The sequence below is a fragment of the Streptomyces sp. NPDC043176 genome (assembly GCF_056436715.1).
Genome location: NZ_JBWKCA010000020.1, coordinates 1 through 24,407, shown reverse-complemented (window position 1 = coordinate 24,407; position 24,407 = coordinate 1). Strand labels below are relative to the sequence as shown.

The following is a 24,407-nucleotide window of genomic DNA, read 5'->3' as shown; positions in this document are numbered from 1 at the left end:
CATGCGACCGTCGGTGCGCATGGCCGGGTGGGGTGTCGGGCGGGTACGGCGAAGGCCCCGCGCACCGGACGGGATGCGGGGGCCTTCTGCACAAGGACTGTACGGGGGACCGGGTCTGACGGGCCCTCGGACGGCGGGGCCGGTCGCGGACGTTACTTGACCGCGCCGAAGGCCGGGATGACCGAGCCCTTGTAGGTGTCCTCGATGTACTTCTTCACCTCGGGCGAGTTGAGGAGCTCGGCGAGCTTCTGCACGCGGGCGTCCTTCTCGTTGCCCTCCTTGACGGCGAGGAAGTTGGCGTACGGGTTGTCGTCGGCCTTCTCCAGGACGAGGGCGTCCTTCGCCGGCTCGAGCTTGGCCTCGATGGCGTAGTTGCCGTTGATGACGGCGGCGTCCACGTCGTTCAGGGCGCGGGGCACGGTGGCGGCCTCCAGCTCCTTGAACTCCAGGCCCTTCTTGTCGGTGATGTCGGACAGCTTGGCGTTGGTGCCGACGCCCGGCTTGACGGTGATCAGGCCGTTCTCGGCGAGCAGCTGGAGCGCGCGGCCGCCGTTGGTGGTGTCGTTCGGCACGGCGATGGTCTGGCCGGGCTTGATGTCCTTCACCGACTTGAGGCTCTTGGAGTAGAGGCCCAGCGGCTCCAGGTGGACGTTGACCACCGGGACGACGTGGGTGCCGTTCTTCTGGTTGAAGTCGTCGAGGTACGGCTTGTGCTGGAAGAAGTTGGCGTCGACCTGGCCGGACTCGGTGGCGGTGTTCGGCAGGACGTAGTCCGTGAACTCCTTCACCTCCAGCTTCAGGCCGGCCTTCTCGGCCAGGTTGTCCTTGACGTAGTTGAGGATGTCGGCGTGCGGCGTCGGGGACGCGGCGACGACGAGCGGCTTGTCGGCCGCGCCGGCCTTGTCCTTGGAGGAGGACGGGTCCGAGGAGGTGCCGCAGGCGGTGAGGCCGAGGGCGAGGGCGGCGGTGGCGGCGATACCGGCGGTGAGCTTGATGTTCTTACGCACGAAGAGTGCCTCTTTCCGGTGGTGCGGTGGACGCCTGGACAACAAGTCCGGGCTGTTTCTTCGAAGGACGAAGTCTGGGTGGCCGGGGAGCCGTTACGCGGTACGGCCCCGGCGGTCGAGGAGTCGGACGACTCCGTCGCCGATGAGCTGGACGACGGTCACGATCAGGACCAGGACGACGACGGTGACCAGCATGAAGGTGGTGTCGAAGCGCTGGTATCCGTAGGTGACGGCCTTGGAGCCGAGGCCTTCGCCGCCGACGGCGCCGGCCATCGCCGAGTAGCCGATGAGCACGATCACGGTGGTGGTGACGGCCGAGATCAGCGAGGGCAGCGCCTGCGGGAGCAGCACCTTGCGGACGATGGTGGGGATGCCGCCGCCCATGGCCTGGACGGCCTCGACGAGCCCGTGGTCGACCTCGCGGACGGCGGTCTCGACGAGGCGGGCGAAGAAGGGGATGGCGCCGATGGCGAGCGGCACGATCATCGCGGTCGGGCCGATGAAGGTGCCGACGACGAAGGTGGTGAAGGGGATCAGGGCGATCAGCAGGATGATGAAGGGCAGCGAACGCCCGATGTTCACGATCGCACCGACGACCTTGTTCACCGGCCGGTTCTGCAGCAGTCCGCCCTTGTCCGTGAGGACGAGGAGGATGCCGAGCGGCAGGCCGCCGAGCACGGTGACGACGGTGGCCCACAGAACCATGTAGAGGGTGTCGACGGTGCCCTGCTCCAGGAGGGGCTGCATCTCCGACCAGGTCACTTGGCACCTTCCTTGACCAGTACGGGCACGGTGCCCGGCTGCTGTGCGTCCTCTTCCACGCGCTCCACCTGGAGGCCCTGCTCGCGCAGGAAGCCGACCGGGACGACGTTGTCCTCGTACCGTCCGGGGAGCTCGATCCGCATCCGGCCGATCTGCTTGCCGCCGACGGTGTCCATCGCCGCCCCGAGGATCGAGATGTCGATGTTGTACGTGCGGGAGAGCTGGGAGATGACCGGCTGGGTCGCGGCCTCGCCGTGGAAGGTGACGTCGACGACGGTGCGGTCGGGGCCGGTGGCGGCGCCGCCGACGGGGAAGAGCTCGGCGGCCAGCTGGGAGCCGGGGGTGGCGAGCAGTTCGCCGACGGTGCCGGACTCGACGATGCGGCCGTGCTGCATGAGCGCGGCGGAGTCGCAGACCGTCTTGACGACGTCCATCTCGTGCGTGATGAGCAGGACGGTGAGGCCGAGCTGCCGGTTGAGGTCGCGCAGGAGCTGGAGGATGGAGCGCGTGGTCTCCGGGTCGAGGGCGCTGGTCGCCTCGTCGGAGAGGAGGACCTTGGGCTCGCCGGCGAGGGCGCGGGCGATGCCGACCCGCTGCTTCTGGCCGCCGGAGAGCTGGCCCGGGTAGGCCTTGGCCTTGTCGGCGAGGCCGACGAGGTCGAGGAGTTCGAGGGCGCGGCGGGAGCGCTCGGCGCCGGAGACGCCGAGGATCTCCAGGGGGAGCTCGATGTTGTCCTTGACCGTGCGGGAGGACAGCAGGTTGAAGTGCTGGAAGACCATGCCGATGCTGCTGCGCGCCCGACGCAGGTCCTTGCCCGCCCGGCGGCCCTTGCCGGCGAGCGCGGTGAGGTCGAGGCCGTCGACGGTCACGGTGCCGGAGGTGGGGCGCTCCAGGAGGTTGACGCAGCGGATGAGCGAGGACTTGCCGGCGCCGCTCTGGCCGATCACGCCGAACACCTCGCCCTCGCGGACGTGGAGGTCGACGCCGTCCAGAGCGGTGACCTGTCGGCCGCGCGACTCGTAGACCTTGGTCAGGCCCGAAGTGGTGATCACAGGGGTTTCCGTCACTGTCGAGTGCGCGGCGCGGGGTCTGCCGGGCACGGGAAATTCGTCATTCGGACAGTCAGGCGCACGGGGGCCGCTCCGGCGGGTGGCCGGGGGACAGCGGGTGCGCGGGGGCGGGCGCGGTCCACCGCCGGAAGACGGGGGATCGGCGCGTGCCGTCGGGTCTCGCTTCGGGGCGCGAGACTCAGGCGGGGGCCCTCAGAAGGCGCACATTCGACACATACAACGAGCACCGGGCGTCGTGGTCGCCTCGGTCGCAAGGGTGCGGCTGCTCGTCGTGGTCATGTCTGCAAGTAAAACATGCGCAGCTGCGAACACCAGGAGCTTGTCCGAATAGCGGACACTGTTGAGATGCCATGCGGACACCGGGGAGGCCCGCCGCGTCCGCGGTTCCCTTGCGTGGCCTGCGGGGAAGGCCCCGCCGTCCGGCGCCGTGGGCTTCGCCACGGGGCCCGTGCGGGACGCCGGTTGTGGCCAAGGCCACGCGCGGGGCGTCCGGCGGGGAGGGGTGAGCGCATCGGGCCATTCGGACCGTAATACCCTCGGGCGCATGCTTGACGCCCTGACGGTCGCGGTCTCCGTGGCCGCGCTCGCCCTCGCCGCCTGGTGCGGCTTCGCCGCCTTCCGGGACCAGCCGACCAAGGACTGGCACTTCATCGGCATGGCCGTGGTGACGTTCCTCGTCCTGGTCCAGCTGGTCGTCGGCATCGTGCAGCTGGTGCGCGGCGAGAAGGCCGAGGAGGGGACGACCATCTTCGTCGCCTATCTCCTCGGCGCGCTGTGCGCGGTGCCGATCGCCGGGTTCATGTCGCTCGCGGAGCGCAGCCGGTGGGGTTCGGCGACGGTGGCGGCCGGCGCGGTCGTCCTGGCCGTGCTCGAAGTGCGTCTCTACGACATCTGGACGGTGGGCTGACCATGACCGCGACTCAGGAGAAGGCGGCGCGGGGCGCGCGGAACCGACTCGTCTCGGGCCCGGGCATCCTGCTCGTCTGGCTGTACGGCGTGATGTCGGTCGGCGCGGTCTCCCGCTCGATCTACCAGATCGCCACCGAGTTCGACCGGGCCCCGCTCGCGTACGGCCTGTCGGCCGTGGCGGCCGTCGTCTACGTGTTCATCACGTACACGCTGGTACGGGGTGGGGAGAAGGCCCGCAGGGCGGCGCTGGTGTGCTGCGCCGCCGAGCTCGCGGGCGTCGTGGTCGTCGGGACCTGGACGCTGGTCGAACCGTCCGCCTTCCCGGACGCGACGGTCTGGTCCGACTTCGGGTACGGCTACCTCTTCATTCCGGTGCTGCTGCCGCTGACCGGCATCTGGTGGCTGCGCAAAACCCGCCCGGCGGTGGCCGCCTGAGTCAGGCGGCCTTCTCCAGGGTCACCAGGGTGAGCCGGGGGCCGAGCTCGCGGGTGGCGACCTGCGCGTACCCCTTGCTGCGGTAGAGCCGCAGGTTGCCCTCGCTGCGGTGGCCGGTGAAGAGCTGGAAGCGCTTGGCGGGCACCACGGGGAGCGGGTCGGCGCCGGACGCGAAGTGACGCTCGATGCCGTCGAGGAGCCGGCCGCCGAGACCGTGCCGGCGCATGCGCGGGTGGACGATCAGTTTGGCGATCCGTACCGTGCCGTCCTCGTCGAGGCGCGCGCGGACGGAGGCGACGACCTCGTCGCCGAGCCGGGCCACGAGGCCGTGCCCCTCGCGGAGTTCGGTGCGCAGGGCGTCGAGCGACTGGGTGAGCGGTTCGATGGACCAGTCCCCGTAGAGCTCCGCCTCGCTCTGGTAGCAGAGGTACTGCAGCTTCAGGATGTGCTCCGCGTCCTGCTCGTCCGCTGCTGAGATGGTCACACTCAGGCCCATGTGTGCGCGCCTCCCGCTCATCTGTCGATCATCGGTTTACCGCACCCTTCCCCGTCGGCCGGGGGCGGGAACCTCTGCAGCCAGCATTCTGCGCAGGCATCCCAGGCAACGGGAACGCATCGGCCCCAGACTCCCCTGTGAGATACCCAACTCCCCTGCGATTTCCCGGTAGGTGTGGTCCTCCGGGTCGAGCATCGCCGTGAGCACCCGGGGGCAGCGGCCGGGTGTCCGGGTGACGGCCGCGCGGAGGGTGCGGCGGCCCTCGGCGGCCATCAGCGAGTGCTCCGGGGAGCCTTCGGGTTCGGCGCCGCCCGGCTCGTGGACGGGCTCGTCCCGGTAGGGGCGCTCCCGGTCGGTGGTCCTGCGGGCGCGGCGGGCCTCCGCCCGGACGGCCCTGCGGAGCCATTCGGCGGGCCGCTCGGGCGCGGTGCCGGTCTCCTGGAGGCGCTCCAGGAGCCGCAGCCAGACGGCCTGCTCCAGGTCCCCCGGTTCGACTCCGGCGGCCGGCGCCTCCGCGTCCGACTCGGCGGCGAGCAGCGGGGCGAGCGCGGCGAGGAGACCGGGGGCGGTGTCTGACGCGTGGGCGGGCGCGGGCGTGGAGTGGGCCGGCGCGGGCGTGGAGTGGGCCGGCGCGGGGGTGGAGTGGGCCGGCGCGGGGGTGGAGTGGGGTGCGGGCGCGGGGACGGCGTGGGGCACGAGCGTGGGCGCCGGGGTGGTGGGGGGCGCGGGCGTGGTGGGGGTGGTCATGACCGGCACGATGCAGGGTGGCGCGGCGGCGGTTGCGGTGGGACGCGTAAACCACCCGGGAGGGGGGTCGCGCAGGCACGGTGAGCACCCGCACGGCCCCCGGTCCGCCGCGCGGAAGCCCTCCGGTCCGGGTGTCCGGGCCGGCGCCCGGCACCCTTCCGGCTCCCCGCCCGGCGGACCGGCGGCCCCGCGGTTCAGGCGCGGGCGGTGAAGTCCGCGGCGGCGAGCAGCGCGGTGTCCGTGTTGTCGGAGAAGACGCCGTCGATGCCGGTCTCCAGGTACCGCTTCAGGGCTCCGAAGGAGTCGCCGTAGGCGTTCGGGTCCGTGCCGCGGCGGAAGTCGGCGGGCAGGAAGGTGTTCTCGTTGCGGTGCGTGTACGGGTGGAGGATCAGCCCTTCGGCGTGCGCGTCCCGGACCAGGGTGGTCGGGGTGCCGAGCCGACCGCTCGCGTCCTTGGGGATGACCAGGTCGAGGGTGGGGCCGATGCCCTGCGCGTACGAGGCGATCCAGCGCAGGCCCGCCGGGGTGACCAGGTCGGCGACGGTGCGCGGGTCCCCGGCCCGGACGAAGTCCCACGGGCGGGTGCCCGCACCGGAGAGCAGGACCACCCGCGGGGAGTCCACCAGTTCGGCGAGGCGCTGGATGCTGCTCGGCTCGAAGGACTGGAGGAAGACCGGGGAGTGGGCGCGGTGGCGCCCGTACCGGCGCAGGAGCCTGGCGAGCCGCTCCTCCAGGCCGAGGCCGAGGCCGCGGAAGTAGGTGGGGTGCTTGGTCTCGACGTGGAGCCAGATCTCGCGGCCCCGGCGGCGTCCCTCGTCCTCGGCCCAGCGCAGCACCTCCTCGAAGGTGGGGATCGTCCAGCGTCCGTCGTAGAGGGTGTTCTCCTGGCGGGTGCCGGGGATGCGCTCCTTGGCCCGCAGGGTCCTGAGCTCGGCGAGCGTGAAGTCCTCGGTGAACCAGCCGGTCAGAGAGGTGCCGTCGACGCTCTTGGTGGTCTTCCGGGAGGCGAACTCGGGATGGTCGGCGACGTCCGTGGTGCCGGTGATGTCGTTCTCGTGGCGGCAGACGAGGTGGCCGTCCCGGGTGGGGACGAGGTCCTGCTCGATGACGTGGGCGCCGAGGTCGAGCGCGTGCCGGTAGGACCCGAGGGTGTGCTCGGGGCGGTAGCCGCTGGCGCCCCGGTGGGCGATGACGGTGGGGACGGGGAGGGAGCGGTAGCCGCGGCCGCCGCCCCGGTTCTCGCCGCCCCGGGCCTCGCCGGCGTGGGCGGTGCCGGCGGGGAGGACCGTGGTGGCCCCCAGTACCGCCGCCGCTCCGGCCGCTCCGAGAACGCTCCGACGTGCCGGGCTCGGCTGCGCACCCTGTGTCATGAAAGGCTCCTCCTGTGTGGTGTCCCGTACCTGTCCATCAGGGGTTCCGACGCTAGGCAAAGACGCCCTACGGACGGCAGACCTCTGCGGAACATGGCGGAAACACACGTCAACACCGCGTATCCAGTTCGTGAACCCGATGTGCGGGCGACGGTGACCCGCGAGTATCGTCGCCAGCTGCACCGTCAGCCCGACTGACTCGCACGCTGACTCGCTCGACTGACCCGCGTCTCACCGGAGGAACCGTTGTCCCGTCTCGCGATCATCAAGGCAGTGCTGGGGCCGGTCATGCGCCTGATGTTCCGCCCCCGCGTGGAGGGCGCCGAGAACATCCCGGGCACCGGTCCCGTCATCCTGGCGGGCAACCACCTGACCTTCATCGACTCGATGATCATGCCGATCTGCCTGGACCGCCCGGTCTACTTCATCGGCAAGGACGAGTACGTCACGGGCAAGGGCCTCAAGGGCCGGGCGATGGCCTGGTTCTTCACCAGCGTCGGCATGATCCCGGTGGACCGGGACGGCGGCCGCGGCGGTGTGGCGGCCCTGATGACCGGTCGCCGGGTCCTCGAGGAGGGCAAGATCTTCTCGATCTACCCGGAGGGCACCCGCTCCCCCGACGGCCGGCTGTACCGGGGCCGTACGGGCATCGCGCGGCTCACCCTGATGACCGGGGCTCCGGTGATCCCGTTCGCGATGATCGGCACCGACAAGATCCAGCCGGGCGGGGCGGGCCTCCCCCGGCCGGGCCGCGTGACGGTCCGCTTCGGCGAGCCGATGGAGTTCTCCCGGTACGACGGGATGGACCGCGACCGCTATGTGCTGCGGGCGGTGACGGACTCGGTGATGGCCGAGGTGATGCGGCTGTCCGGGCAGGAGTACGTCGACATGTACGCCACCAAGGCGAAGGCCGCGTAGTCCCCGTGTGAAGGTGCCCCGCCCGGCCGTCGGCCGGGCGGGGCACCTTCGCGTTCACCGGGTGCGTCAGTGCTCGACGCCGTCCTCCAGCTTCTGGCCCCTCAGCAGGAACCAGGCCGCGACCGCCGTCGCGAGGAGGACCGCGGCGCCGACGCCGGCCGCGATCCGCAGGCCGTCGACGAACGCCTCCTGGGCGGCGGAGACCAGGGCGGCCGCACTGTCCGGGGCGAGGGCGCCGGAGGCCTCGACCGCACCGCCGAGGGACTCGTGGGCGGCCGACGCGATGCCGGAGGGGACGCCCGCCGGGGTGGCGAAGCCCTGGTAGACGCCGGTCACGATGGAGCCGAGGACCGCGATGCCGAGGGCGGCGCCGAGCTCGTACGCCGTCTCGGAGACGGCGGAGGCCGATCCGGCCTGTTCCTTCGGGACGCTGGAGAGGATCACGTCGGCGGTGACGGTGAACGAGAAGCCGGCGCCCACGCCGACCACGAGCAGGGCGGCACCGAGCAGCGGGTAGCCGGTGTGCTGGTCGAGCGTCGTCAGGACGGCGAGGGCGAGACCGATCGCCGCGAGGCCGCCGGTCACCACGGACCGCACGGAGTACCGGCGGGCCACGAGCCCCGCGACCAGACCGGCCGCGACCGCGCCGACCGCCGCCGGGAGTTCGGCGAGGCCGGCCTCGAGCGGCTGGCGGCCCTGGACCAGCTGGAAGAACTGGGACAGGAAGAAGACCAGGCCGGAGAGGCCGAGGATGGTCAGCAGGTCGGCCAGGACGGCGCCGGAGAGTCCGCGGTGGCGGAAGAGGCGCATGTCGAGGAGCGGCACGGGCAGGGTCAGCTGCCGGCGGACGAACCAGGTCAGGCCGGTGGCACCGACGAGGGCCGCGACACCGGCGTCGAGGGACAGGCCGTGCGAGGCCAGTTCCTTGACCGCGTAGACGACGCCGATCATGCCGACGAGGGAGAGCGTGACGCTGGGCAGGTCCCAGGGGCCCGGGTTCGGGTTCTTCGACTCGGGGATCAGCTTGATGCCGACGAGGACGAGGACCGCCATGACGGGCAGGTTGATCAGGAAGACCGAGCCCCACCAGAAGTGCTCGAGGAGGAACCCGCCGACGACCGGTCCGACGGCGGCGCCGGCCGAGGCCATGGCACCCCAGACGCCGATGGCCAGGCTGCGCTCGCGCGGGTCGGTGAAGAGGTTCCGGATGAGCGCCAGGGTGGCCGGCATCAGGGTCGCGCCGGCGACGCCGAGGAGCGCGCGGGCCGCGATCATCATCTCGGGGCTGGTGGCGTAGGCGTTCAGGACCGAGACGGCGCCGAACGCGGTGGCGCCGATCAGCAGCAGCTTCTTGCGGCCGATGCGGTCGCCCAGGCTGCCCATGGAGACCAGGAGACCCGCGATGACGAACGAGTAGACGTCGCCGATCCAGAGCAGCTGGGTGCCCGACGGCTCCAGGTCCTCGGAGAGGAAGGGGGTCGCGAGGCCGAGCACCGTGGCGTCGACCGCCACGAGCAGGACGGCCAGGACGAGCACGGAAAGGGCGAGCCACCGGCCGGGGCGGTGCACGCCCTCGATATGGCTCTTGGGGTCGACGGTGCTGGTGCTCACTTCTCCACGCTCCTGCGCGCTCCGCCGAGCAGCAGCTCGGCGATCATGTACTGAAAGTCCTTGGCGGCGACCCGGCCGTCGTGCACGGCCCAGGCACCGGATCCGATCAGCCCGTAGAAGGCCTCGGACAGCCAGGCGGGGGTCAGGTCGATCCGGAAGACGCCGCTCTCCTGGCCCCGCCGGAAGAGGGCCACGATCCGGGCGTCGATGCGGGCCCAGCCCTCGTTCCGCTCGTCTCCCTCGAACAGCTGGTTCTCGGTGACCAGGAACGAGAGCAGCGGGGCGACGGGCTCCACCTCGGCGACGAGTCGCCGGAGGGCCTCGTCCTCGGGGCCCTCGTCGAGCCGGGCCCGGTCGTGCGCCTGCTCCAGCTCCTCGAGCCCGAGCGCTTCGAGGGCCCGGACCAGCGCGTCCCGCCCGGCGAACAGGCGGTGCAGCGTGGCCCGGCCGATCCCTGCCGCCCGGGCGACCTCGTCCATCGTGGCGGTGGCCTTGAGGGAGAGAAGGGCGGCGGCGCTGCGGAGCACGTGGTTGCGATCGACTGCCATGAGACGACCATACATCAATTGAGACATCAATGTCTCACTCTTACTCTGGGTGACGTCCTATGCTCATACGGTGGATTCCTCCGTCACCCTGCGGGCCGCCGCGACACCGACCCTCCCCGCCCTCGTCCTCCGCCCCTGGTCCATACGGGACATCCCCTCGCTCATCGAGGCGTGTCGGGATCCCGTACTGCGCCAGTGGACGAGCCACCGGGTGGACGACGAGGCCGACGGGGCACGGTGGCTGGAGACCCAGCAGAAGGGCTGGACCACCGGTGAGCGCTTCGCCTTCGCGGTCCTGGAGGAAGGTCCCGGCGCCGAGGAGGGGCCCCTGGTGGGCAACGCCGTCCTCAAGAAAATCGCCCCCGGCGGCCCGGCGGCCGAGGTGGGCTACTGGACCGCCGCGCACGCGCGCGGGAAGGGCGTGGCTCCGCGCGCGCTCGAGGTGCTCACGGCATGGGCCTTCGGGACCTTCGGACCCGAAGGCCTGGAGCGGCTCGACCTGCTGCACCAGGCCGACAACCCGGCGTCGTGCCGGGTCGCGTCGAAGAGCGGCTACGCCTTCGACCGCGTCCTGCCGGCGACGCCGCCCGCCTTCCCCCGCGACGGCCACCTGCACGTCCGGCGCGCGGGCGACTGAGGACACCGGGACACCGGGCACCGGGCACCGGGCACCGGGCACCGGGCACCGGGACAGCCGAACACCTCGGCGCCTCGGTGCCTCGACGCCGCGGTCGCGCGGACCGGAACGCGCCGAGCCGCCGCCCGGAGGGGCGGCGGCTCGGCGACGTGCGGGGCCCCGGTACGGGGTTACTTCTGCTTGGCGGTGGCCCAGGCGTGCTGGATCACCAGATCGGCCTTGAGCTCGACGAGCTGGACGGCGACGGCGGACGGGGCGGTGCCGCCACGGCCGTCGCGGGAGGCCAGGGCGCCGGGGACGTTCAGGACCGTGCGGACCTCGGGGGTGAGGTGCTCCGAGATCTTGGCGAACTGGTCGTCCGTGAGTTCGTCGAGCTCCTTGCCCTCGGACTCGGCGACCTTGACGCACTCGCCGGCGACCTCGTGCGCCACCCGGAACGGGACGCCCTGCTTGACCAGCCACTCCGCGATGTCCGTCGCGAGCGAGAAGCCGGCGGGGGCCAGCTCCTCCATGCGCTCGCGGTTGACCGTGAGGGTGGCCATCATGCCGGTGAACGCGGGGAGCAGGACCTCGAGCTGGTCGCAGGAGTCGAAGACCGGCTCCTTGTCCTCCTGGAGGTCGCGGTTGTACGCGAGCGGGAGGGCCTTGAGGGTGGCCAGGAGGCCCGACAGGTTGCCGATGAGCCGGCCGGACTTGCCACGGGCCAGCTCGGCGATGTCCGGGTTCTTCTTCTGCGGCATGATCGACGAGCCGGTGGAGAAGGCGTCGTGCAGGGTCACGAAGGAGAACTCCTTCGTGTTCCAGATGATGATCTCCTCCGCGATCCGCGAGAGGTTGATGCCGATCATCGCGGTGATGAAGGCGAACTCGGCGACGAAGTCCCGGGAGGCCGTGCCGTCGATCGAGTTGCCGGCCGAACCGCGCTCGAAGCCGAGGTCCTTCGCGACCGCCTCCGGGTCGAGCCCGAGCGAGGAGCCGGCGAGGGCGCCGGAGCCGTACGGGGAGACCGCGGTCCGGGTGTCCCACTGCCGCAGCCGCTCGGCGTCCCGGGACAGCGACTGGACATGGGCCAGGACGTGGTGGGCGAAGAGCACGGGCTGGGCGTGCTGGAGGTGCGTACGGCCGGGCATGGCGACGTCCGGGTGCGCCTCGGCGAGGCCGACCAGGGCGTCCTGGAGTTCGGCGACGAGGCCGCCGATGATCCGGGCGTGGTCCCGCAGGTACATCCGGAAGAGGGTGGCGACCTGGTCGTTGCGGGACCGGCCGGCGCGCAGCTTGCCGCCGAGGTCGGGACCGAGGCGCTCCAGGAGGCCCCGCTCCAGTGCGGTGTGGACGTCCTCGTCGGCGATGGTGCCGACGAAGGAGCCGTCGGCGACGTCCGCCTCCAGCTGGTCGAGACCGGCGATCATGCGGGTCAGCTCGTCCTCGGTGAGCAGCCCGGCCTTGTGCAGCACGCGCGCGTGGGCACGGGAGCCGGCGATGTCGTACGGCGCGAGACGCCAGTCGAAGTGGACCGACGCGGACAGCTTCGCGAGGGCCTCGGCGGGGCCGTCGGCGAACCGGCCGCCCCAGAGCCGGACGTCACCGTTGTTGCTGCTCACAGCTGCTGCTCCTCAGGAGAGTGGATGGACCGCCGCCTCCCGCCCGGGCCTGGGACGGGGAGACGGCATGTTCAACGCGTGCGGGTCACGCCAGGTCGCGCCGGACGGCGATCGCGCGCCCCTCCGGTAGGCATAACTATGCAATCCACCGTATTGTTTTGTCAACGCGCTCCGGGGGCTCGTGCGCGCGGTCCATGGCCTGGTCTCATACGCGGCCCGGGACTCGTTCGTACGCGACCCGGGGCTCCTTCGTACGCGGCCCGGGACTCGTTCGTACACGACCCGGGGCTCCTTCGCACGCGGCCCGGGGCTCCTCGCACGCGGCCTCGGACTCGTTCGTACGCGGTTCCCGCGCTCGCGCATTCGATAATCGGCGGCAGCCCACGCCACCCCGCATCTACGCTCCACCCCATGCCGACCACCGCCCTCGACGACGTCACCGGCCGCCTCGCCCGAGTCCTGCGCGGCTCCCACGCGGACGCGTGGGTCGACCTCGACCGGAGCGTCCGGGCCGGCCTCCGGTGGGGCCGCCGCGTCCCGGCCGTCCACGACTGGTTCCCCGCCGCCGCGGACCGGGGGCTCACCGCCCCCGAACTCGCCGTCGCCCTCTGCGGACCCGACGGCCGGACCCGTGAGGCGGCCCTCCCCCACGTACGCCGCTTCCCCGAGCTGCTCCCCCTGGTCGTCATCCGGTGCGCCGACTGGGCCGGGCCGGTGCGTGTGCGGGCCCGCGCCGTGCTGCGCGCGGAACTGCCGGGGCTCGCGCCCGGAAGCCTCGGCCTGCTCACGGCGGTGGCCCTCCACGCCGGCGACCGGCTGCACGGGGACGACGTCCGGGACCTGCTGACCGCCCACGCGCGGGAGGCGTCCCCCGCGGACGCGGCCGCCCTGCTCGACAACGGGGACCGGGCGGTACGGCGGCTCGCGCACCGGATCGCCGTCGAGCGCGGCCTGCTCTCCCCCGCCAGGCTCGCGTCGATCGCCGCGGCCGATCACGACGTGGTCGTCCAGGACCTGTGCGCGGACGCGGCGCTCGCCGCGGCCGGCGACCAGGTCGACGAGACCGTCCTCGGCCCCCTGCTGACCTCCCGGCTCGGCCGCGTGCGCGCGGCGGGCGTCACGGCGCTGCACCGGACCGGGCGGGCCGGCGAGGCGGAGCCGTTCCTGTACGACCGCTCCGCGCTCGTACGCGCCTGCGCGCGCTGGACCCTGCGGCAGGCGGGTACCGACCCCCTGCCCCTCTACCGCGCCGCCTGCGTCCCGGGCGACGCGGTGCCCTCCGACGCCCCGCGCGGTCTCGCCGAGTGCGGCGACCGCGCCGCGGACGCGGAGTCGCTCTGGACCCTCACCGGGCATCCGCACCCCCGGGTGCGGGCGAGCGCCGTGGCGGGGCTGCGCGTGCTCGACGCCGTCCGGCTCCAGCGGCTCGCCCCGCTGCTCGGCGACGACTCCCCGCGGGTCGTGCGCGAGGCCGCGAGGGCGTTGGCCCCGTGGGCGGACCACTTCCCGACGGGAGCCCTCCTGCCGGGACCACGCCGCCGCGAGGAGGCGACCCCGGACGCCACCGGCCCCCGCCCGGAGACGGACCCGGCCCGGGTTCCCCGTACGCGCGGGCGCCTGACCCTGCGGGGCATCCGCTCCCTCTTCGGGCGCGACCCCCGGCACGGCACCGGCCGTTGAGGGGTGACCCGGCGGCGGCCGGGACCGCCCGCAGCTCGCCCTCGTCGGCGACGGCGAGCCGGATTCCGACAGCACGCCGCCGCCGCGACCGGGTTCCGACAGCACGCCGCCGCCGGAACCCGGGAGTTCCGACGGCGATCACGCGGTACCGGGCGGGTGACCGCGCGGGTTACTTCTGCGCCAGCTTCAGCAGGTGGTCGGCGAGCGCCTGACCGCCCGTGGGGTCGCGGCTGATGAGCAGGAGCGTGTCGTCACCCGCGATCGTGCCGAGGATGGCGTGCAGTTCGGCCTGGTCGATGGCCGACGCGAGGAACTGGGCCGCCCCCGGCGGGGTCCGCAGGACCACCAGGTTGGCCGAGGCCTCGGCGGAGATCAGCAGTTCGCCGGAGAGCCGCCGCATGCGCTCCTCCTTGGCGGACTCGCCGAGCGGCGCCTGCGGGGTGCGGAAGCCGCCCTCGCTGGGCACCGCGTAGATCAGCTCGCCGCCGGTGTTGCGGATCTTCACCGCGCCCAGCTCGTCGAGGTCCCGGGAGAGCGTCGCCTGCGTGACGCTCAGCCCGTCGTCCGCGAGGAGCTTGGCGAGCTGGCTCTGCGAGCGCACCGGCTGCCGGTTGAGGATGTCGACGATCCTGCGGTGGCGTGCGGTGCGCGTCTGCGGAACGGACGGCCCTCCGTGCTCGTTCTCCTGCGCGTCGGTCATCGTCGTCTCATTCTCCGCTTCGTCCTTGCCCGTTCGCCACGTCGAGGACTCCGGGCAGGGCCTGGAGGAAGGCGTCCGCCTCGGCATCGGTGAGGACCAGCGGAGGCATGATCCGTACGACGTCGGGGGCGGGCGCGTTCACCAGGAGGCCGGCGTCCTGAGCCGCCTGCTGCACCTGCGGTGCGAGGGGCTCGGTGAGCACGATACCCAGCAGGAGGCCCGCACCACGGACGTGGGAGACCAGCGGGTGCGCCAGACCCTCGATTCCCTGGCGCAACCGCTCCCCGACGGCCTTCACGTGGTCGAGGGCCGCGTCCGCGCCGAGGGTGTCGAGGACGGCGAGGCCGGCGGCGCAGGCGACCGGGTTCCCGCCGAAGGTGGTGCCGTGGTGGCCGGGCCCGAAGAGCTCCGCGGCCTCGCCGAAGGCCACGGTCGCGCCGAGCGGCAGGCCGCCGCCGAGGCCCTTGGCGAGGGTCACGACGTCCGGCTCGACGCCCTCGTGGGCCTGGTACTCGAACCAGTGGCCGCAGCGGCCGATGCCGGTCTGGACCTCGTCGAGGACGAGGAGGGCGCCGGCGGCGCGGGTGATCTCCCGGGCGGCCTTGAGATATCCGGCCGGCGGGACGACGACGCCGTTCTCGCCCTGGATCGGCTCGATGATCACGAGGGCGGTGTCCTCGGTGACCGCGGCCCGCAGCGCTTCGACGTCACCGTACGGAACGTGGGTGACGTCACCGGGCAGCGGCAGGAACGGGGTCTGCTTGCCGGGCTGGCCGGTGAGCGCGAGCGCCCCCATGGTCCGGCCGTGGAAGCCGCCCCGCGTGGCGACCATGTGGGACCGGCCGGTGAGCCGGCCGAGCTTGAACGCCCCTTCCACGGCCTCGGCGCCGGAGTTGCAGAAGAAGACCTTGCCGGGCCGGCCGAAGAGGTTCAGGAGCCGCTCGGCGAGCCGGACGGGCGGTTCGGCGACGAACAGGTTGGAGACGTGGCCGAGGCTCTGGATCTGCCGGGTGACGGCCTCGACGACCGCCGGGTGGGCGTGGCCGAGCGCGTTGACGGCGATGCCGCCGACGAAGTCCAGGTACTCGTTGCCGTCGGCGTCCCAGACCTTGGCGCCCTCACCGCGGACCAGCGGCAGCCGGGGGGTGCCGTAGTTGTTCATGAGAGCGCCCTGCCACCGCTGGGTCAGCTCCGTGTTGCCGCTCATTTCGCCCCCTGATCGTCCGGCACGACCATCGTGCCGATGCCCTCGTCGGTGAAGATCTCCAGCAGGATCGAGTGCTGCACCCGGCCGTCGATCACCCGGGCCGTCGTGACCCCGTTCCGTACGGCGTGCAGGCAGCCCTCCATCTTGGGGACCATGCCGCTGGAGAGGTCGGGCAGCAGCTTCTCCAGCTGCCTCGCGGTGAGCCGGCTGATGACCTCGTCGCTGTTGGGCCAGTCCTCGTAGAGGCCCTCGACGTCGGTCAGGACCATCAGGGTCTCGGCGCCCAGCGCCGCAGCGAGTGCCGCAGCCGCCGTATCAGCATTGACGTTGTAGACATGTCCGTCGTCCTGGGAGCGGGCGATCGAGGAGATGACCGGGATCCGGCCGTCCTCGAGGAGCGCCTGGATGGCGCCGGTGTCGATGGCGGTGATCTCGCCGACCCGGCCGATGTCGATCCGTTCGCCGTCGACGAGCGGCTGGTGCCTGGTGGCGGTGATGGTGTGGGCGTCCTCGCCGGTGAGACCGACGGCGAGCGGGCCGTGCTGGTTGAGCAGCCCGACGAGCTCGCGCTGGACCTGGCCGGCGAGGACCATCCGTACGACGTCCATGGCGTCCTCGGTGGTGACCCGCAGGCCCGCCTTGAACTCGCTGACGATGCCGTGCCGGTCGAGGGCGGCGCTGATCTGGGGGCCGCCGCCGTGCACCACGACCGGCTTGAGGCCGGCGTGGCGCAGGAACACGACGTCCTGGGCGAAGGCGGCCTTGAGGTCGTCGTCGATCATGGCGTTGCCGCCGAACTTGATGACGACGGTCTTGCCGTGGTGGCGGGTCAGCCAGGGGAGGGCCTCGATGAGGATCTGGGCCTTGGGGAGGGCGGTGTGCTTCCGCGCGGTGTTGCTCATGACGAGTACGCGCTGTTCTCGTGGACGTAGTCGGCTGTCAGGTCGTTCGCCCAGATCACGGCGGACTCGGTGCCGGCGGCCAGGTCGGCGGTGATGGTGACCTCCCGGAAGCGCATGTCGACGAGGTCGCGGTCCTCGCCGACGGAGCCGTTCCTGCAGACCCAGACGCCGTTGATGGCGACGTTGAGGCTGTCGGGCTCGAAGGCGGCGGCCGTCGTGCCGATGGCGGAGAGCACCCGGCCCCAGTTGGGGTCCTCGCCGTGGATGGCGCACTTGAGGAGGTTGTTCCGGGCGATGGACCGGCCCACCTCGACGGCGTCGTCCTCGGTCGCGGCGTTGATCACCTCGATGCGGATGTCCTTGCTGGCGCCCTCGGCGTCGCCGATGAGCTGGCGGGCGAGGTCGTCGCAGACAGCCCGTACGGCCTCGGTGAACTCGTCCTGCGCGGGGGTGGTGCCGGAGGCGCCGGAGGCCAGGAGCAGGACGGTGTCGTTGGTGGACATGCAGCCGTCGGAGTCGACCCGGTCGAAGGTGACGCGGGTGGCGCCCCGCAGGGCGCCGTCCAGGCCGGCCGCGTCGACGTCGGCGTCGGTGGTGAGGACGACGAGCATGGTGGCGAGACCGGGGGCTAGCATGCCGGCTCCCTTGGCCATGCCGCCGACCGTCCAGCCGTCCTTCGTCACGACGGCCGTCTTGTGGACGGTGTCCGTGGTCTTGATGGCGATGGCGGCCTTCTCGCCGCCGTGCTCGGAGAGTTCGGCCGCGGCCTTCTCGACACCGGGGAGCAGCTTGTCCATGGGAAGCAGGACGCCGATGAGACCGGTGGAGGCGACGGCGATCTCGCCCGCGCCGACGTCCGTGCCCTGCTTGGTCAGGACCTCGGCCGCCTTCTCGGCGGTGGCGTGGGTGTCCTGGAAGCCCTGGGGGCCCGTACAGGCGTTGGCGCCGCCGGAGTTGAGGACGACCGCGGTCAGTTCGCCGTCGGCGAGGACCTGCTGGGACCAGAGGACGGGGGCGGCCTTGACGCGGTTGGAGGTGAAGACTCCCGCGGCGGCGCGGCGGGGTCCGGTGTTGACCACGAGGGCCAGGTCCGGGTTGCCGTTCGACTTGATCCCGGCGGCGATGCCCGCCGCCGTGAATCCCTTCGCTGCGGTGACGCTCACGGAGCGACTCCAATCGTGGAAAGTCCGGTGGCCTCGGGCAGGCCGAGGGCGATGTTCATGCTCTGCACCGCGCCGCCGGCGGTGCCCTTGGTGAGGTTGTCGATGGCGCTGATGGCGATGATCCGGTTCGCGGCCGCGTCGTACGCGACCTGCACCTGAACGGCGTTGGAACCGTAGACGGACGCCGTGGCCGGCCACTGCCCCTCGGGGAGCAGATGGACGAAGGGCTCGTCCGCGAAGGCCTTCTCGTACGCCGTCCGCACGGCCTCGGCGGTGACGCCCGGCTTCGCGGCGGCGGTGCAGGTGGCGAGGATGCCGCGGGGCATCGGGGCCAGGGTCGGCGTGAAGGAGACCGTGACCCGCTCCCCCGCCGGCCCGCTCAGGTTCTGGATCATCTCGGGGGTGTGGCGGTGGCCGCCGCCCACGCCGTACGGGGACATGTTCCCCATGACCTCGCTGCCGAGCAGGTGCGGCTTGACGGCCTTGCCCGCCCCGGAGGTGCCGGAGGCGGCGACGATCACGGCCTCCGGCTCGGCGAGGCCGTTCGCGTACGCCGGGAAGAGCGCGAGCGAGACGGCGGTGGGGTAGCAACCGGGGACCGCGATGCGCTTGGACCCCTCCAGCGCGGGGCGGGCACCCGGCAGTTCGGGGAGGCCGTAGGGCCAGGTCCCGGCGTGCGGGGAGCCGTAGTACGTCTCCCAGTCGGCGGGGTTCACGAGCCGGAAGTCGGCTCCCATGTCGACGACGAGGACGTCCGGCCCGAGCTGCTCGGCGACCGCCGCGGACTGCCCGTGCGGCAGGGCGAGGAAGACGACGTCGTGTCCGGCGAGCTCCTCGGCCGTGGTCGGCACGAGCACGCGGTCCGCGAGCGGCAGCAGGTGGGGCTGGAGGCCTCCGAGCCGCTGGCCGGCGTTCGAGTGGCCGGTCAGGTTCCCGATCTCGACGTGCGGGTGCCCCAGGAGCAGGCGCAGGAGCTCTCCGCCCGCGTATCCGCTCGCGCCCGCCACTGCTACTCGTACCGTCATCGAAACCCTCCTCATGGATGGCATGACTATACGTGCACCCGCAGTTTTATGCAACGACTATCCGGCCAACCCTCCGGCCACGGTGTGACTGAGTGCTTCAGCTGGCGAGTGAGCGGTCCAGTTGGCGGGCTGAGCCGAAGCGGTCAGCCGCAACTGCCGACGGAGGTCGCGTGACCCCTTGTTAGGTATTTAGCCAAGGTGCTAAATATTGGGCATGACAGAAGCTCAGGATGAGGCGGGAGCCTTCCGTGCTCTCGCCGATCCGACGAGGCGCCAGATCCTTGAGGACCTCAGAGGCGGTGAGCTTGCGGCCGGCGAGATCGCTGCCAGGTTCGCCATCAGTGCGCCCTCGATCTCACGGCATCTCGGCGTGCTCAAGGGAGCCGGACTGGTCACCGAGCGACGGGAAGGCAACCGGATCTTCTACGCGCTGGCCGAGGACCGCCTGGCCACCTGCATCGGCCGGTTCCTCAGCGCAGTCTGCCCCGAGCAGATCGTGCTTCGCCACACCAAATGGCGCCCCAGGGCACAGAGCGAGGGGTCATGAGGCAGCCGCGACTGTCCAGCGTCGTTGAACGACGGCTACTGGTGAACTATCGGGTCGCCCCGGAGGCCGCGGCACGCCTGCTCCCCGGGCCACTGCGCCCGCAACTGGTACACGGCTACGCGGTCGCGGGCATCTGTCTGCTGCGCCTGGGAAGTGTCCGGCCCGCCTGGGCGCCCAAGGTGTTCGGGCTGCGGAGCGAGAACGCGGCGCATCGGATCGCTGTCGAATGGGACGGACCGGACGGCGTCGAGACCGGCGTCTACATTCCACGGCGCGACACCGCCTCGCGGCTCAACGTATGGGCCGGAGGCCGCATCTTCCCCGGTGAACACGGCCGCGCCGACTTTGAGGTGCACGAGACGCCCGGTCAGACGCGCGTCGCACTGGCGACACGGGATGGCGATATCCGAGTGGATGTCACGGTCGAGCTATCCGACGAGCTGCGAGGCAGCGAGCTCTTCGCCGATCTCGCCGAGGCTTCCTGCTTCTTCCGGGACGGGGCAAAGGGCTTCTCGGCCACCAGCTCCGGCCGTCACCTGGACGGTATGGAACTGCGGACCGACGTCTGGCAGGTGGAAGCCGGCCGGGTTCGCTCCGCCGCGTCGTCCTTCTTCGACGACCCGGACCGCTTCCCATCCGGGAGTGCGACCCTGGACTGCGCTCTGGTCATGCGCGGCGTCCCCGCCAGTTGGCGACCACTGCCGACCATGGCTTCCGAGCAAGGTGCTCGACTCGCCAACTGAAGCGCTCAGTCACACACGGGGCGACCGAGAGCGCCGGTCGGCGGACGAGGGGAACGGCCGGCGGGCGAGGAGAACTGTTGACGGGTTTTGGCCCCGTAACGCCGCGTCGCTGGGTCGTGACGCGCCAAGCGGGTACGGCGAGGTCATGTGGAGATCCTTCTCGCCGCCCAGGCCCTCGGCCAGGCCGCACAGTGGGGGTCAGCGGCGCACGTGACCACGCCTGCTCAGGGTGTGGGCATAATCAACGACGCGGTACCGGAGGACGTCAGCCGGGTCGTCCTCGTCGAGGCCGGGAAGGTCTCCCGCCGGGAGGGCCATGACGATCACACCTGGCACTTGGCCACCACGCGCAGGGCCGACAGCCGCAGCGCGGCCGAGGCGTTGGCGGAGCAGATGGCGAGGGAATACGTGCCCCCGGAAGTGGACCTGTCGTACGGCGCACGGGCAGGCCGCAAGGCCTACCACGTCCCCGACGGCTCGTGGCTCGTGGAGGTGCGGGGCGAGAACGACGCCCAGGGGCTGTGCCGCATCACCGTCGCCGCGCAGGTGTACGAGGAGGCCTACCGGCCCGCACCGCAGGAACCTCCGGCCGCTCCCCAGCGCCGGCTCTTCGGCCGCGACTGAGGACACGTCCTCACGCGCACCACGCGAGGGCGCCGCCGAGCCTCCGAGAGAGGGCGCCGCCGAGCCTCCGAGAAGGGTCAGCACGTGACTTCGCCGCACCCGTGAGCGGAAGAGGCCGCGTCCTGGGCGCCGTAGCACCCCCCTGGCCACTCCCCTCCCGCCGCCCCGCCGATCGAACGGCGCGGCCCCGGCCCGCGCCCGGAGCGCGTGAGGCACCCCGGGCGCGAGCGCGCACCTCAGGCCGCGGCCCGGCCGAACCAACGGTTCAGGTGCCGGACGAGGTCCTGCTGGTCCTCGCCGATCCAGGCCACATGACCATCGGGGCGCAGGAGCAGGGCGGAGGTGCCGAACGCGTCTCCGGTGCCGGCGGGCCCGCGGCCGGCCGCGGCATTCCCGGCGTCGCCCGCGTCCGTGCCGGTGCCGATCCCCTCGGTGTCGTCCGCGTCCGTGCCGGGGCGGATCTCCTCAGCGGCGTCGCCCGCGTCCGTGCCGGGGCCGGTCTCCTCGGCGGGGCCGATCTCCTCGGCGGGGCCGACGAGGTGGTCGACGCGGTCCGTCCAGCCTTCCGTCGAGAGCAGGCCGGTGGGGTCGAGGAGGAGGCCCCGGCCGCTGCGCAGCAGCTCGTAGAGGCGGCCGTCCTTCAGCTTCAGGTCGCGGAGGCGGCGGCCGAGGAGTTCGGGGCCCTCGCCGAGGTCGTAGCGGACGTCGACGGCGGTGATGAGGCCGGTGACGTAGCGGTTCACCTCGTCGAAGTCCATCAGCCTGGAGAAGAGCTCGCGCAGCGCGGTCGCACCGGGGTCGGTCCCGAGGAGGGTGATCTGCGCCCGGGTGTTGGCCAGGACGGCGGCGCCCACGGGGTGGCGTTCGGCGTGGTAGGTGTCGAGGAGGTCCTCGGGCGCCCAGCCGTTGACGGTCGCGGCCAGCTTCCAGCCGAGGTTGAACGCGTCCTGGACGCCGAGGTTGAGGCCCTGGCCTCCGGTCGGCGGGTGGATGTGCGCCGCGTCGCCGGCGAGGAGCACCCGGCCGACGCGGTAGCGCTCGGCCTGCCGGGTGGCGTCACCGAACCGGGAGAGCCAGCGCGGCGAGTGGGCGCCGAAGTCGGTGCCCGCGACGGCCCGCAGCCGCTCCTTGAACTCCTCCAGGGTCGGCGCGGCCGTACGGTCCCCGGAGACGCCGTCGGCGGGCGCGACCACACGGTGCACCCCGTCGCCGATGGGGACGACGCCGAACCGGAGCTGGGTCTTGCGAACCTCCTCGACGACGGCGGCGACGGTCTCCGCGTCGGCCGTCAGCTCCATCTCGCCGAGGAGCGTCTCGACCTTGGCGGGCTCGCCCGGGAACGCGACGCCGATCAGCTTGCGCACCGCGCTGCGGCCTCCGTCGCACCCCACCAGGTAGCGCGAGCGCAGGGACGTGCCGTCCGCGAGCTCGACGGTCACCCCGTCCCCGTCCTGGCTCAGTCCGACCACCTCCCGGCCTCGCCGGATCTCGACGCCGACTTCCAGGGCGTGCTCGTTCAGCAGTCGCTCGGTGACCGGCTGCGGGGTGGCGAGGCCGTACGCGTGGGCCGTGTCCAGCCGGTCCGGCCACGGCTTGGCGATGCCGCCGAAGAGGCCGCCGACCCGGAACTTCTCGCTGACCGCGAGGAACCGGTCGAGCAGGCCGCGCTGGTCCATCAGCTCGACGCTGCGCGCGTGCAAGCCCTGCCCGCGGGACTGTGCGGTGGGCTCGGTCAGCTTCTCGAGGACGACCACGCCGACTCCCGCGAGCCGCAGCTCGGAAGCCAGCATGAGGCCGGTCGGTCCGCCGCCCACCACGATCACGTCGATCATGTCGATCACTGGAAAACCCCGTTCGAGAAGAAGGCCGGAAAGGCACCGGGACAGCCGCGCAACACGTCCGGCACAAGGGCACCGTCTTGCGTTTCCGCAGGTCCTGGGCTTGGTCGTTCATTCTGAGGTATCACGGGGGCCTTGCCGCAAGACCCCCTGTGCGCTATACCTTGAGAGTGGCAAGGGGTGCGGAACTCCTTGCCTTTTCTTTTTGTCGGCGAGGTCCGCGCGGGCTGTCGCCCCGGGGTGTTCCACACCCGGCGTTGCATGACCATGCAGAATGATGCATACTCTTCCTATGTCCAAGGTCCTCACCTCCCTGCCCGCCGGCGAGCGCGTCGGCATCGCCTTCTCCGGCGGCCTCGACACCTCGGTCGCGGTCGCTTGGATGCGCGACAAGGGCGCCATCCCGTGCACCTACACCGCCGACATCGGCCAGTACGACGAGCCCGACATCGCGTCGGTGCCCGGCCGCGCCAAGACCTACGGCGCCGAGATCGCGCGCCTGGTCGACTGCCGCGCGGCGCTGGTCGAGGAGGGCCTTGCCGCACTCACCTGCGGGGCGTTCCACATCCGCTCCGGCGGCCGCGCCTACTTCAACACCACGCCCCTCGGCCGCGCCGTCACCGGCACCCTCCTGGTGCGGGCGATGCTCGAGGACAACGTCCAGATCTGGGGCGACGGCTCGACCTTCAAGGGCAACGACATCGAGCGGTTCTACCGCTACGGCCTGCTCGCCAACCCGCACCTGCGGATCTACAAGCCCTGGCTCGACGCCGACTTCGTGACCGAGCTCGGCGGCCGCAAGGAGATGTCGGAGTGGCTGCTCGCCCACGAGCTGCCGTACCGCGACAGCACGGAGAAGGCGTACTCCACCGACGCCAACATCTGGGGCGCCACCCACGAGGCCAAGACCCTGGAGCACCTCGACACGGGCGTCGAGACCGTCGACCCGATCATGGGCGTGAAGTTCTGGGACCCCTCGGTCGAGATCGCCACCGAGGACGTCACGATCGGCTTCGAGCAGGGCCGCCCGGTCACCGTCAACGGCAAGGAGTTCGCCTCCCCCGTCGACCTGGTCATGGAGGCGAACGCCATCGGCGGCCGCCACGGCATGGGCATGTCGGACCAGATCGAGAACCGGATCATCGAGGCCAAGAGCCGCGGCATCTACGAGGCCCCCGGCATGGCGCTGCTGCACGCCGCGTACGAGCGCCTGGTCAACGCCATCCACAACGAGGACACCCTCGCCCAGTACCACAACGAGGGCCGGCGTCTGGGCCGCCTCATGTACGAGGGCCGCTGGCTGGACCCGCAGGCCCTCATGATCCGCGAGTCGCTCCAGCGCTGGGTCGGCGCGGCCGTCACCGGCGAGGTGACGCTGCGGCTGCGGCGCGGTGAGGACTACTCGATCCTCGACACCACGGGCCCGGCGTTCAGCTACCACCCGGACAAGCTGTCCATGGAGCGCACCGAGGACTCGGCCTTCGGCCCGGTGGACCGGATCGGCCAGCTCACCATGCGCAACCTCGACATCGCCGACTCCCGCGCCAAGCTGGAGCAGTACGCCGGCCTCGGCCTCATCGGCGCCGGCAGCCCCTCCATCGGTGCCGCCCAGGCGGCCGCCACCGGCCTCATCGGCACCATGCCCGAGGGCGGCGCCGAGGCCATCGCCTCCCGCGGCGACGTCTCCGACGACGATGAGATGCTGGACCGCGCCGCGATGGAGTTCGGCACGGACTGACCGCCACACCGACACCCGAAGGGGCCGGGGCGCCGCCCCAGGGGGCGGGCCCGCCCCCGCCCGGGGGGCGCCGCAGAGGGCGCAAAAGGACGGGCGGGGCCCCCAGCGGTGCCCCCGGGGGGAGGGGCG

The 24,407-nt window shown here is 72.0% G+C and carries 24 protein-coding genes; 9 read left to right on the top strand and 15 right to left on the bottom strand.

Annotated elements, in window-relative coordinates:
- Window positions 1-152 precede the first annotated feature (152 nt).
- From AC067A_RS27865 to AC067A_RS27855, 3 genes are all read right to left on the bottom strand, one after another.
- Entirely contained in the window at window positions 153-1,007 is an 855-nt protein-coding gene (locus AC067A_RS27865; RefSeq protein ID WP_479245238.1) for a MetQ/NlpA family ABC transporter substrate-binding protein, read from the bottom strand.
- Window positions 1,008-1,100: 93 nt separating this feature from the next.
- Window positions 1,101-1,769, bottom strand: coding sequence for a methionine ABC transporter permease (locus tag AC067A_RS27860; RefSeq protein WP_479245237.1), 669 nt, complete (start codon window positions 1,767-1,769; stop codon window positions 1,101-1,103).
- The gene (locus AC067A_RS27855) at window positions 1,766-2,821 is read right to left on the bottom strand and encodes a methionine ABC transporter ATP-binding protein (RefSeq protein WP_479245236.1); all 1,056 of its coding nucleotides are present in this window, start codon (window positions 2,819-2,821) and stop codon (window positions 1,766-1,768) included. The genes AC067A_RS27860 and AC067A_RS27855 overlap by 4 nt, the downstream gene beginning before the upstream one ends.
- A gap of 562 nt (window positions 2,822-3,383) precedes the next feature.
- On the opposite strand from AC067A_RS27855, the gene AC067A_RS27850 reads away from it, so the two are divergent.
- Both AC067A_RS27850 and AC067A_RS27845 read left to right on the top strand, forming a co-directional pair.
- Window positions 3,384-3,746: a hypothetical protein gene (locus AC067A_RS27850; RefSeq protein ID WP_470875829.1), complete on the top strand. Its 363-nt coding sequence runs from the start codon at window positions 3,384-3,386 to the stop codon at window positions 3,744-3,746.
- 2 nt (window positions 3,747-3,748) lie between these two features.
- A complete protein-coding gene (locus tag AC067A_RS27845) occupies window positions 3,749-4,183 on the top strand; it encodes a hypothetical protein (protein WP_479245235.1) in 435 nt (144 codons plus the stop codon).
- A 1-nt stretch (window position 4,184) separates the two neighbouring features.
- On the opposite strand, the gene AC067A_RS27840 is transcribed toward AC067A_RS27845, so the two are convergent.
- The 3 genes from AC067A_RS27840 to AC067A_RS27830 form a co-directional block, all read right to left on the bottom strand.
- Window positions 4,185-4,679 (bottom strand): GNAT family N-acetyltransferase, encoded by a 495-nt coding sequence (locus AC067A_RS27840; protein ID WP_479245234.1) that lies wholly within the window; start codon window positions 4,677-4,679, stop codon window positions 4,185-4,187.
- A gap of 36 nt (window positions 4,680-4,715) precedes the next feature.
- Window positions 4,716-5,216, bottom strand: coding sequence for a sigma-70 family RNA polymerase sigma factor (locus AC067A_RS27835; RefSeq protein ID WP_479245333.1), 501 nt, complete (start codon window positions 5,214-5,216; stop codon window positions 4,716-4,718).
- Between the two features lie 404 nt (window positions 5,217-5,620).
- On the bottom strand, window positions 5,621-6,796 hold the full coding sequence (locus AC067A_RS27830; protein ID WP_479245233.1) for a glycerophosphodiester phosphodiesterase: 1,176 nt from the start codon (window positions 6,794-6,796) through the stop codon (window positions 5,621-5,623).
- Between the two features lie 246 nt (window positions 6,797-7,042).
- Between AC067A_RS27830 and AC067A_RS27825 the strand changes: the two genes are divergently transcribed.
- Window positions 7,043-7,714: a lysophospholipid acyltransferase family protein gene (locus AC067A_RS27825; protein ID WP_479245232.1), complete on the top strand. Its 672-nt coding sequence runs from the start codon at window positions 7,043-7,045 to the stop codon at window positions 7,712-7,714.
- 66 nt (window positions 7,715-7,780) lie between these two features.
- Here AC067A_RS27825 and AC067A_RS27820 read toward each other — a convergent pair whose 3' ends face one another.
- Window positions 7,781-9,325, bottom strand: coding sequence for an MFS transporter (locus AC067A_RS27820; protein WP_479245231.1), 1,545 nt, complete (start codon window positions 9,323-9,325; stop codon window positions 7,781-7,783).
- Window positions 9,322-9,873, bottom strand: coding sequence for a TetR/AcrR family transcriptional regulator (locus tag AC067A_RS27815; protein WP_479245230.1), 552 nt, complete (start codon window positions 9,871-9,873; stop codon window positions 9,322-9,324). The genes AC067A_RS27820 and AC067A_RS27815 overlap by 4 nt, the downstream gene beginning before the upstream one ends.
- A 70-nt stretch (window positions 9,874-9,943) precedes the next feature.
- On the opposite strand from AC067A_RS27815, the gene AC067A_RS27810 reads away from it, so the two are divergent.
- On the top strand, window positions 9,944-10,510 hold the full coding sequence (locus tag AC067A_RS27810; protein WP_479245229.1) for a GNAT family N-acetyltransferase: 567 nt from the start codon (window positions 9,944-9,946) through the stop codon (window positions 10,508-10,510).
- 170 nt (window positions 10,511-10,680) lie between these two features.
- On the opposite strand, the gene argH is transcribed toward AC067A_RS27810, so the two are convergent.
- Complete coding sequence (argH, locus tag AC067A_RS27805) at window positions 10,681-12,111, bottom strand: argininosuccinate lyase (protein WP_479245228.1); 1,431 nt, start codon at window positions 12,109-12,111, stop codon at window positions 10,681-10,683.
- 411 nt (window positions 12,112-12,522) lie between these two features.
- On the opposite strand from argH, the gene AC067A_RS27800 reads away from it, so the two are divergent.
- On the top strand, window positions 12,523-13,791 hold the full coding sequence (locus tag AC067A_RS27800) for a hypothetical protein (protein WP_479245227.1): 1,269 nt from the start codon (window positions 12,523-12,525) through the stop codon (window positions 13,789-13,791).
- 169 nt (window positions 13,792-13,960) lie between these two features.
- On the opposite strand, the gene AC067A_RS27795 is transcribed toward AC067A_RS27800, so the two are convergent.
- From AC067A_RS27795 to argC, 5 genes are read right to left on the bottom strand one after another with little or no spacing between them, the layout of a single operon-like run.
- Complete coding sequence (locus tag AC067A_RS27795; protein WP_033206443.1) at window positions 13,961-14,491, bottom strand: arginine repressor; 531 nt, start codon at window positions 14,489-14,491, stop codon at window positions 13,961-13,963.
- Between the two features lie 7 nt (window positions 14,492-14,498).
- A complete protein-coding gene (locus tag AC067A_RS27790; RefSeq protein WP_479245226.1) occupies window positions 14,499-15,698 on the bottom strand; it encodes an acetylornithine transaminase in 1,200 nt (399 codons plus the stop codon).
- Entirely contained in the window at window positions 15,695-16,600 is a 906-nt protein-coding gene (gene argB, locus AC067A_RS27785) for an acetylglutamate kinase (protein ID WP_479245225.1), read from the bottom strand. Before argB ends, AC067A_RS27790 begins: the two co-directional genes overlap by 4 nt.
- Window positions 16,597-17,763 (bottom strand): bifunctional glutamate N-acetyltransferase/amino-acid acetyltransferase ArgJ, encoded by a 1,167-nt coding sequence (gene argJ, locus AC067A_RS27780; protein WP_479245224.1) that lies wholly within the window; start codon window positions 17,761-17,763, stop codon window positions 16,597-16,599. Before argJ ends, argB begins: the two co-directional genes overlap by 4 nt.
- Complete coding sequence (argC, locus tag AC067A_RS27775) at window positions 17,760-18,788, bottom strand: N-acetyl-gamma-glutamyl-phosphate reductase (protein WP_479245223.1); 1,029 nt, start codon at window positions 18,786-18,788, stop codon at window positions 17,760-17,762. The genes argJ and argC overlap by 4 nt, the downstream gene beginning before the upstream one ends.
- Window positions 18,789-19,002: 214 nt before the next feature.
- Here argC and AC067A_RS27770 point away from each other — a divergent pair, with 214 nt between their 5' ends.
- From AC067A_RS27770 to AC067A_RS27760, 3 genes are all read left to right on the top strand, one after another.
- On the top strand, window positions 19,003-19,335 hold the full coding sequence (locus AC067A_RS27770) for a metalloregulator ArsR/SmtB family transcription factor (RefSeq protein WP_479245222.1): 333 nt from the start codon (window positions 19,003-19,005) through the stop codon (window positions 19,333-19,335).
- Window positions 19,332-20,078, top strand: a complete 747-nt coding sequence (locus tag AC067A_RS27765) for a DUF2071 domain-containing protein (RefSeq protein WP_479245221.1) — start codon at window positions 19,332-19,334, stop codon at window positions 20,076-20,078. Before AC067A_RS27770 ends, AC067A_RS27765 begins: the two co-directional genes overlap by 4 nt.
- Before the next feature lie 147 nt (window positions 20,079-20,225).
- Window positions 20,226-20,702 (top strand): hypothetical protein, encoded by a 477-nt coding sequence (locus tag AC067A_RS27760; RefSeq protein ID WP_479245220.1) that lies wholly within the window; start codon window positions 20,226-20,228, stop codon window positions 20,700-20,702.
- Between the two features lie 236 nt (window positions 20,703-20,938).
- On the opposite strand, the gene AC067A_RS27755 is transcribed toward AC067A_RS27760, so the two are convergent.
- Window positions 20,939-22,534 (bottom strand): FAD-dependent monooxygenase, encoded by a 1,596-nt coding sequence (locus AC067A_RS27755; RefSeq protein WP_479245219.1) that lies wholly within the window; start codon window positions 22,532-22,534, stop codon window positions 20,939-20,941.
- Between the two features lie 298 nt (window positions 22,535-22,832).
- On the opposite strand from AC067A_RS27755, the gene argG reads away from it, so the two are divergent.
- A complete protein-coding gene (gene argG, locus AC067A_RS27750; RefSeq protein ID WP_479245218.1) occupies window positions 22,833-24,278 on the top strand; it encodes an argininosuccinate synthase in 1,446 nt (481 codons plus the stop codon).
- Window positions 24,279-24,407: the final 129 nt, after the last annotated feature.

Bases quoted from the DNA above. Each gene is read 5' to 3' on its own strand.
- AC067A_RS27850 (WP_470875829.1), top strand. From the start codon at position 3,384: ATGCTTGACGCCCTGACGGTCGCGGTCTCCGTGGCCGCGCTCGCCCTC.
- AC067A_RS27845 (WP_479245235.1), top strand. From the start codon at position 3,749: ATGACCGCGACTCAGGAGAAGGCGGCGCGGGGCGCGCGGAACCGACTC.
- AC067A_RS27840 (WP_479245234.1), bottom strand. From the start codon at position 4,679: ATGGGCCTGAGTGTGACCATCTCAGCAGCGGACGAGCAGGACGCGGAG.
- AC067A_RS27830 (WP_479245233.1), bottom strand. From the start codon at position 6,796: ATGACACAGGGTGCGCAGCCGAGCCCGGCACGTCGGAGCGTTCTCGGA.
- AC067A_RS27815 (WP_479245230.1), bottom strand. From the start codon at position 9,873: ATGGCAGTCGATCGCAACCACGTGCTCCGCAGCGCCGCCGCCCTTCTC.
- AC067A_RS27800 (WP_479245227.1), top strand. From the start codon at position 12,523: ATGCCGACCACCGCCCTCGACGACGTCACCGGCCGCCTCGCCCGAGTC.
- AC067A_RS27795 (WP_033206443.1), bottom strand. From the start codon at position 14,491: ATGACCGACGCGCAGGAGAACGAGCACGGAGGGCCGTCCGTTCCGCAG.
- AC067A_RS27790 (WP_479245226.1), bottom strand. From the start codon at position 15,698: ATGAGCGGCAACACGGAGCTGACCCAGCGGTGGCAGGGCGCTCTCATG.
- argB (WP_479245225.1), bottom strand. From the start codon at position 16,600: ATGAGCAACACCGCGCGGAAGCACACCGCCCTCCCCAAGGCCCAGATC.
- argC (WP_479245223.1), bottom strand. From the start codon at position 18,788: ATGACGGTACGAGTAGCAGTGGCGGGCGCGAGCGGATACGCGGGCGGA.
- AC067A_RS27770 (WP_479245222.1), top strand. From the start codon at position 19,003: ATGACAGAAGCTCAGGATGAGGCGGGAGCCTTCCGTGCTCTCGCCGAT.
- AC067A_RS27765 (WP_479245221.1), top strand. From the start codon at position 19,332: ATGAGGCAGCCGCGACTGTCCAGCGTCGTTGAACGACGGCTACTGGTG.
- AC067A_RS27755 (WP_479245219.1), bottom strand. From the start codon at position 22,534: ATGATCGACGTGATCGTGGTGGGCGGCGGACCGACCGGCCTCATGCTG.
- argG (WP_479245218.1), top strand. From the start codon at position 22,833: ATGTCCAAGGTCCTCACCTCCCTGCCCGCCGGCGAGCGCGTCGGCATC.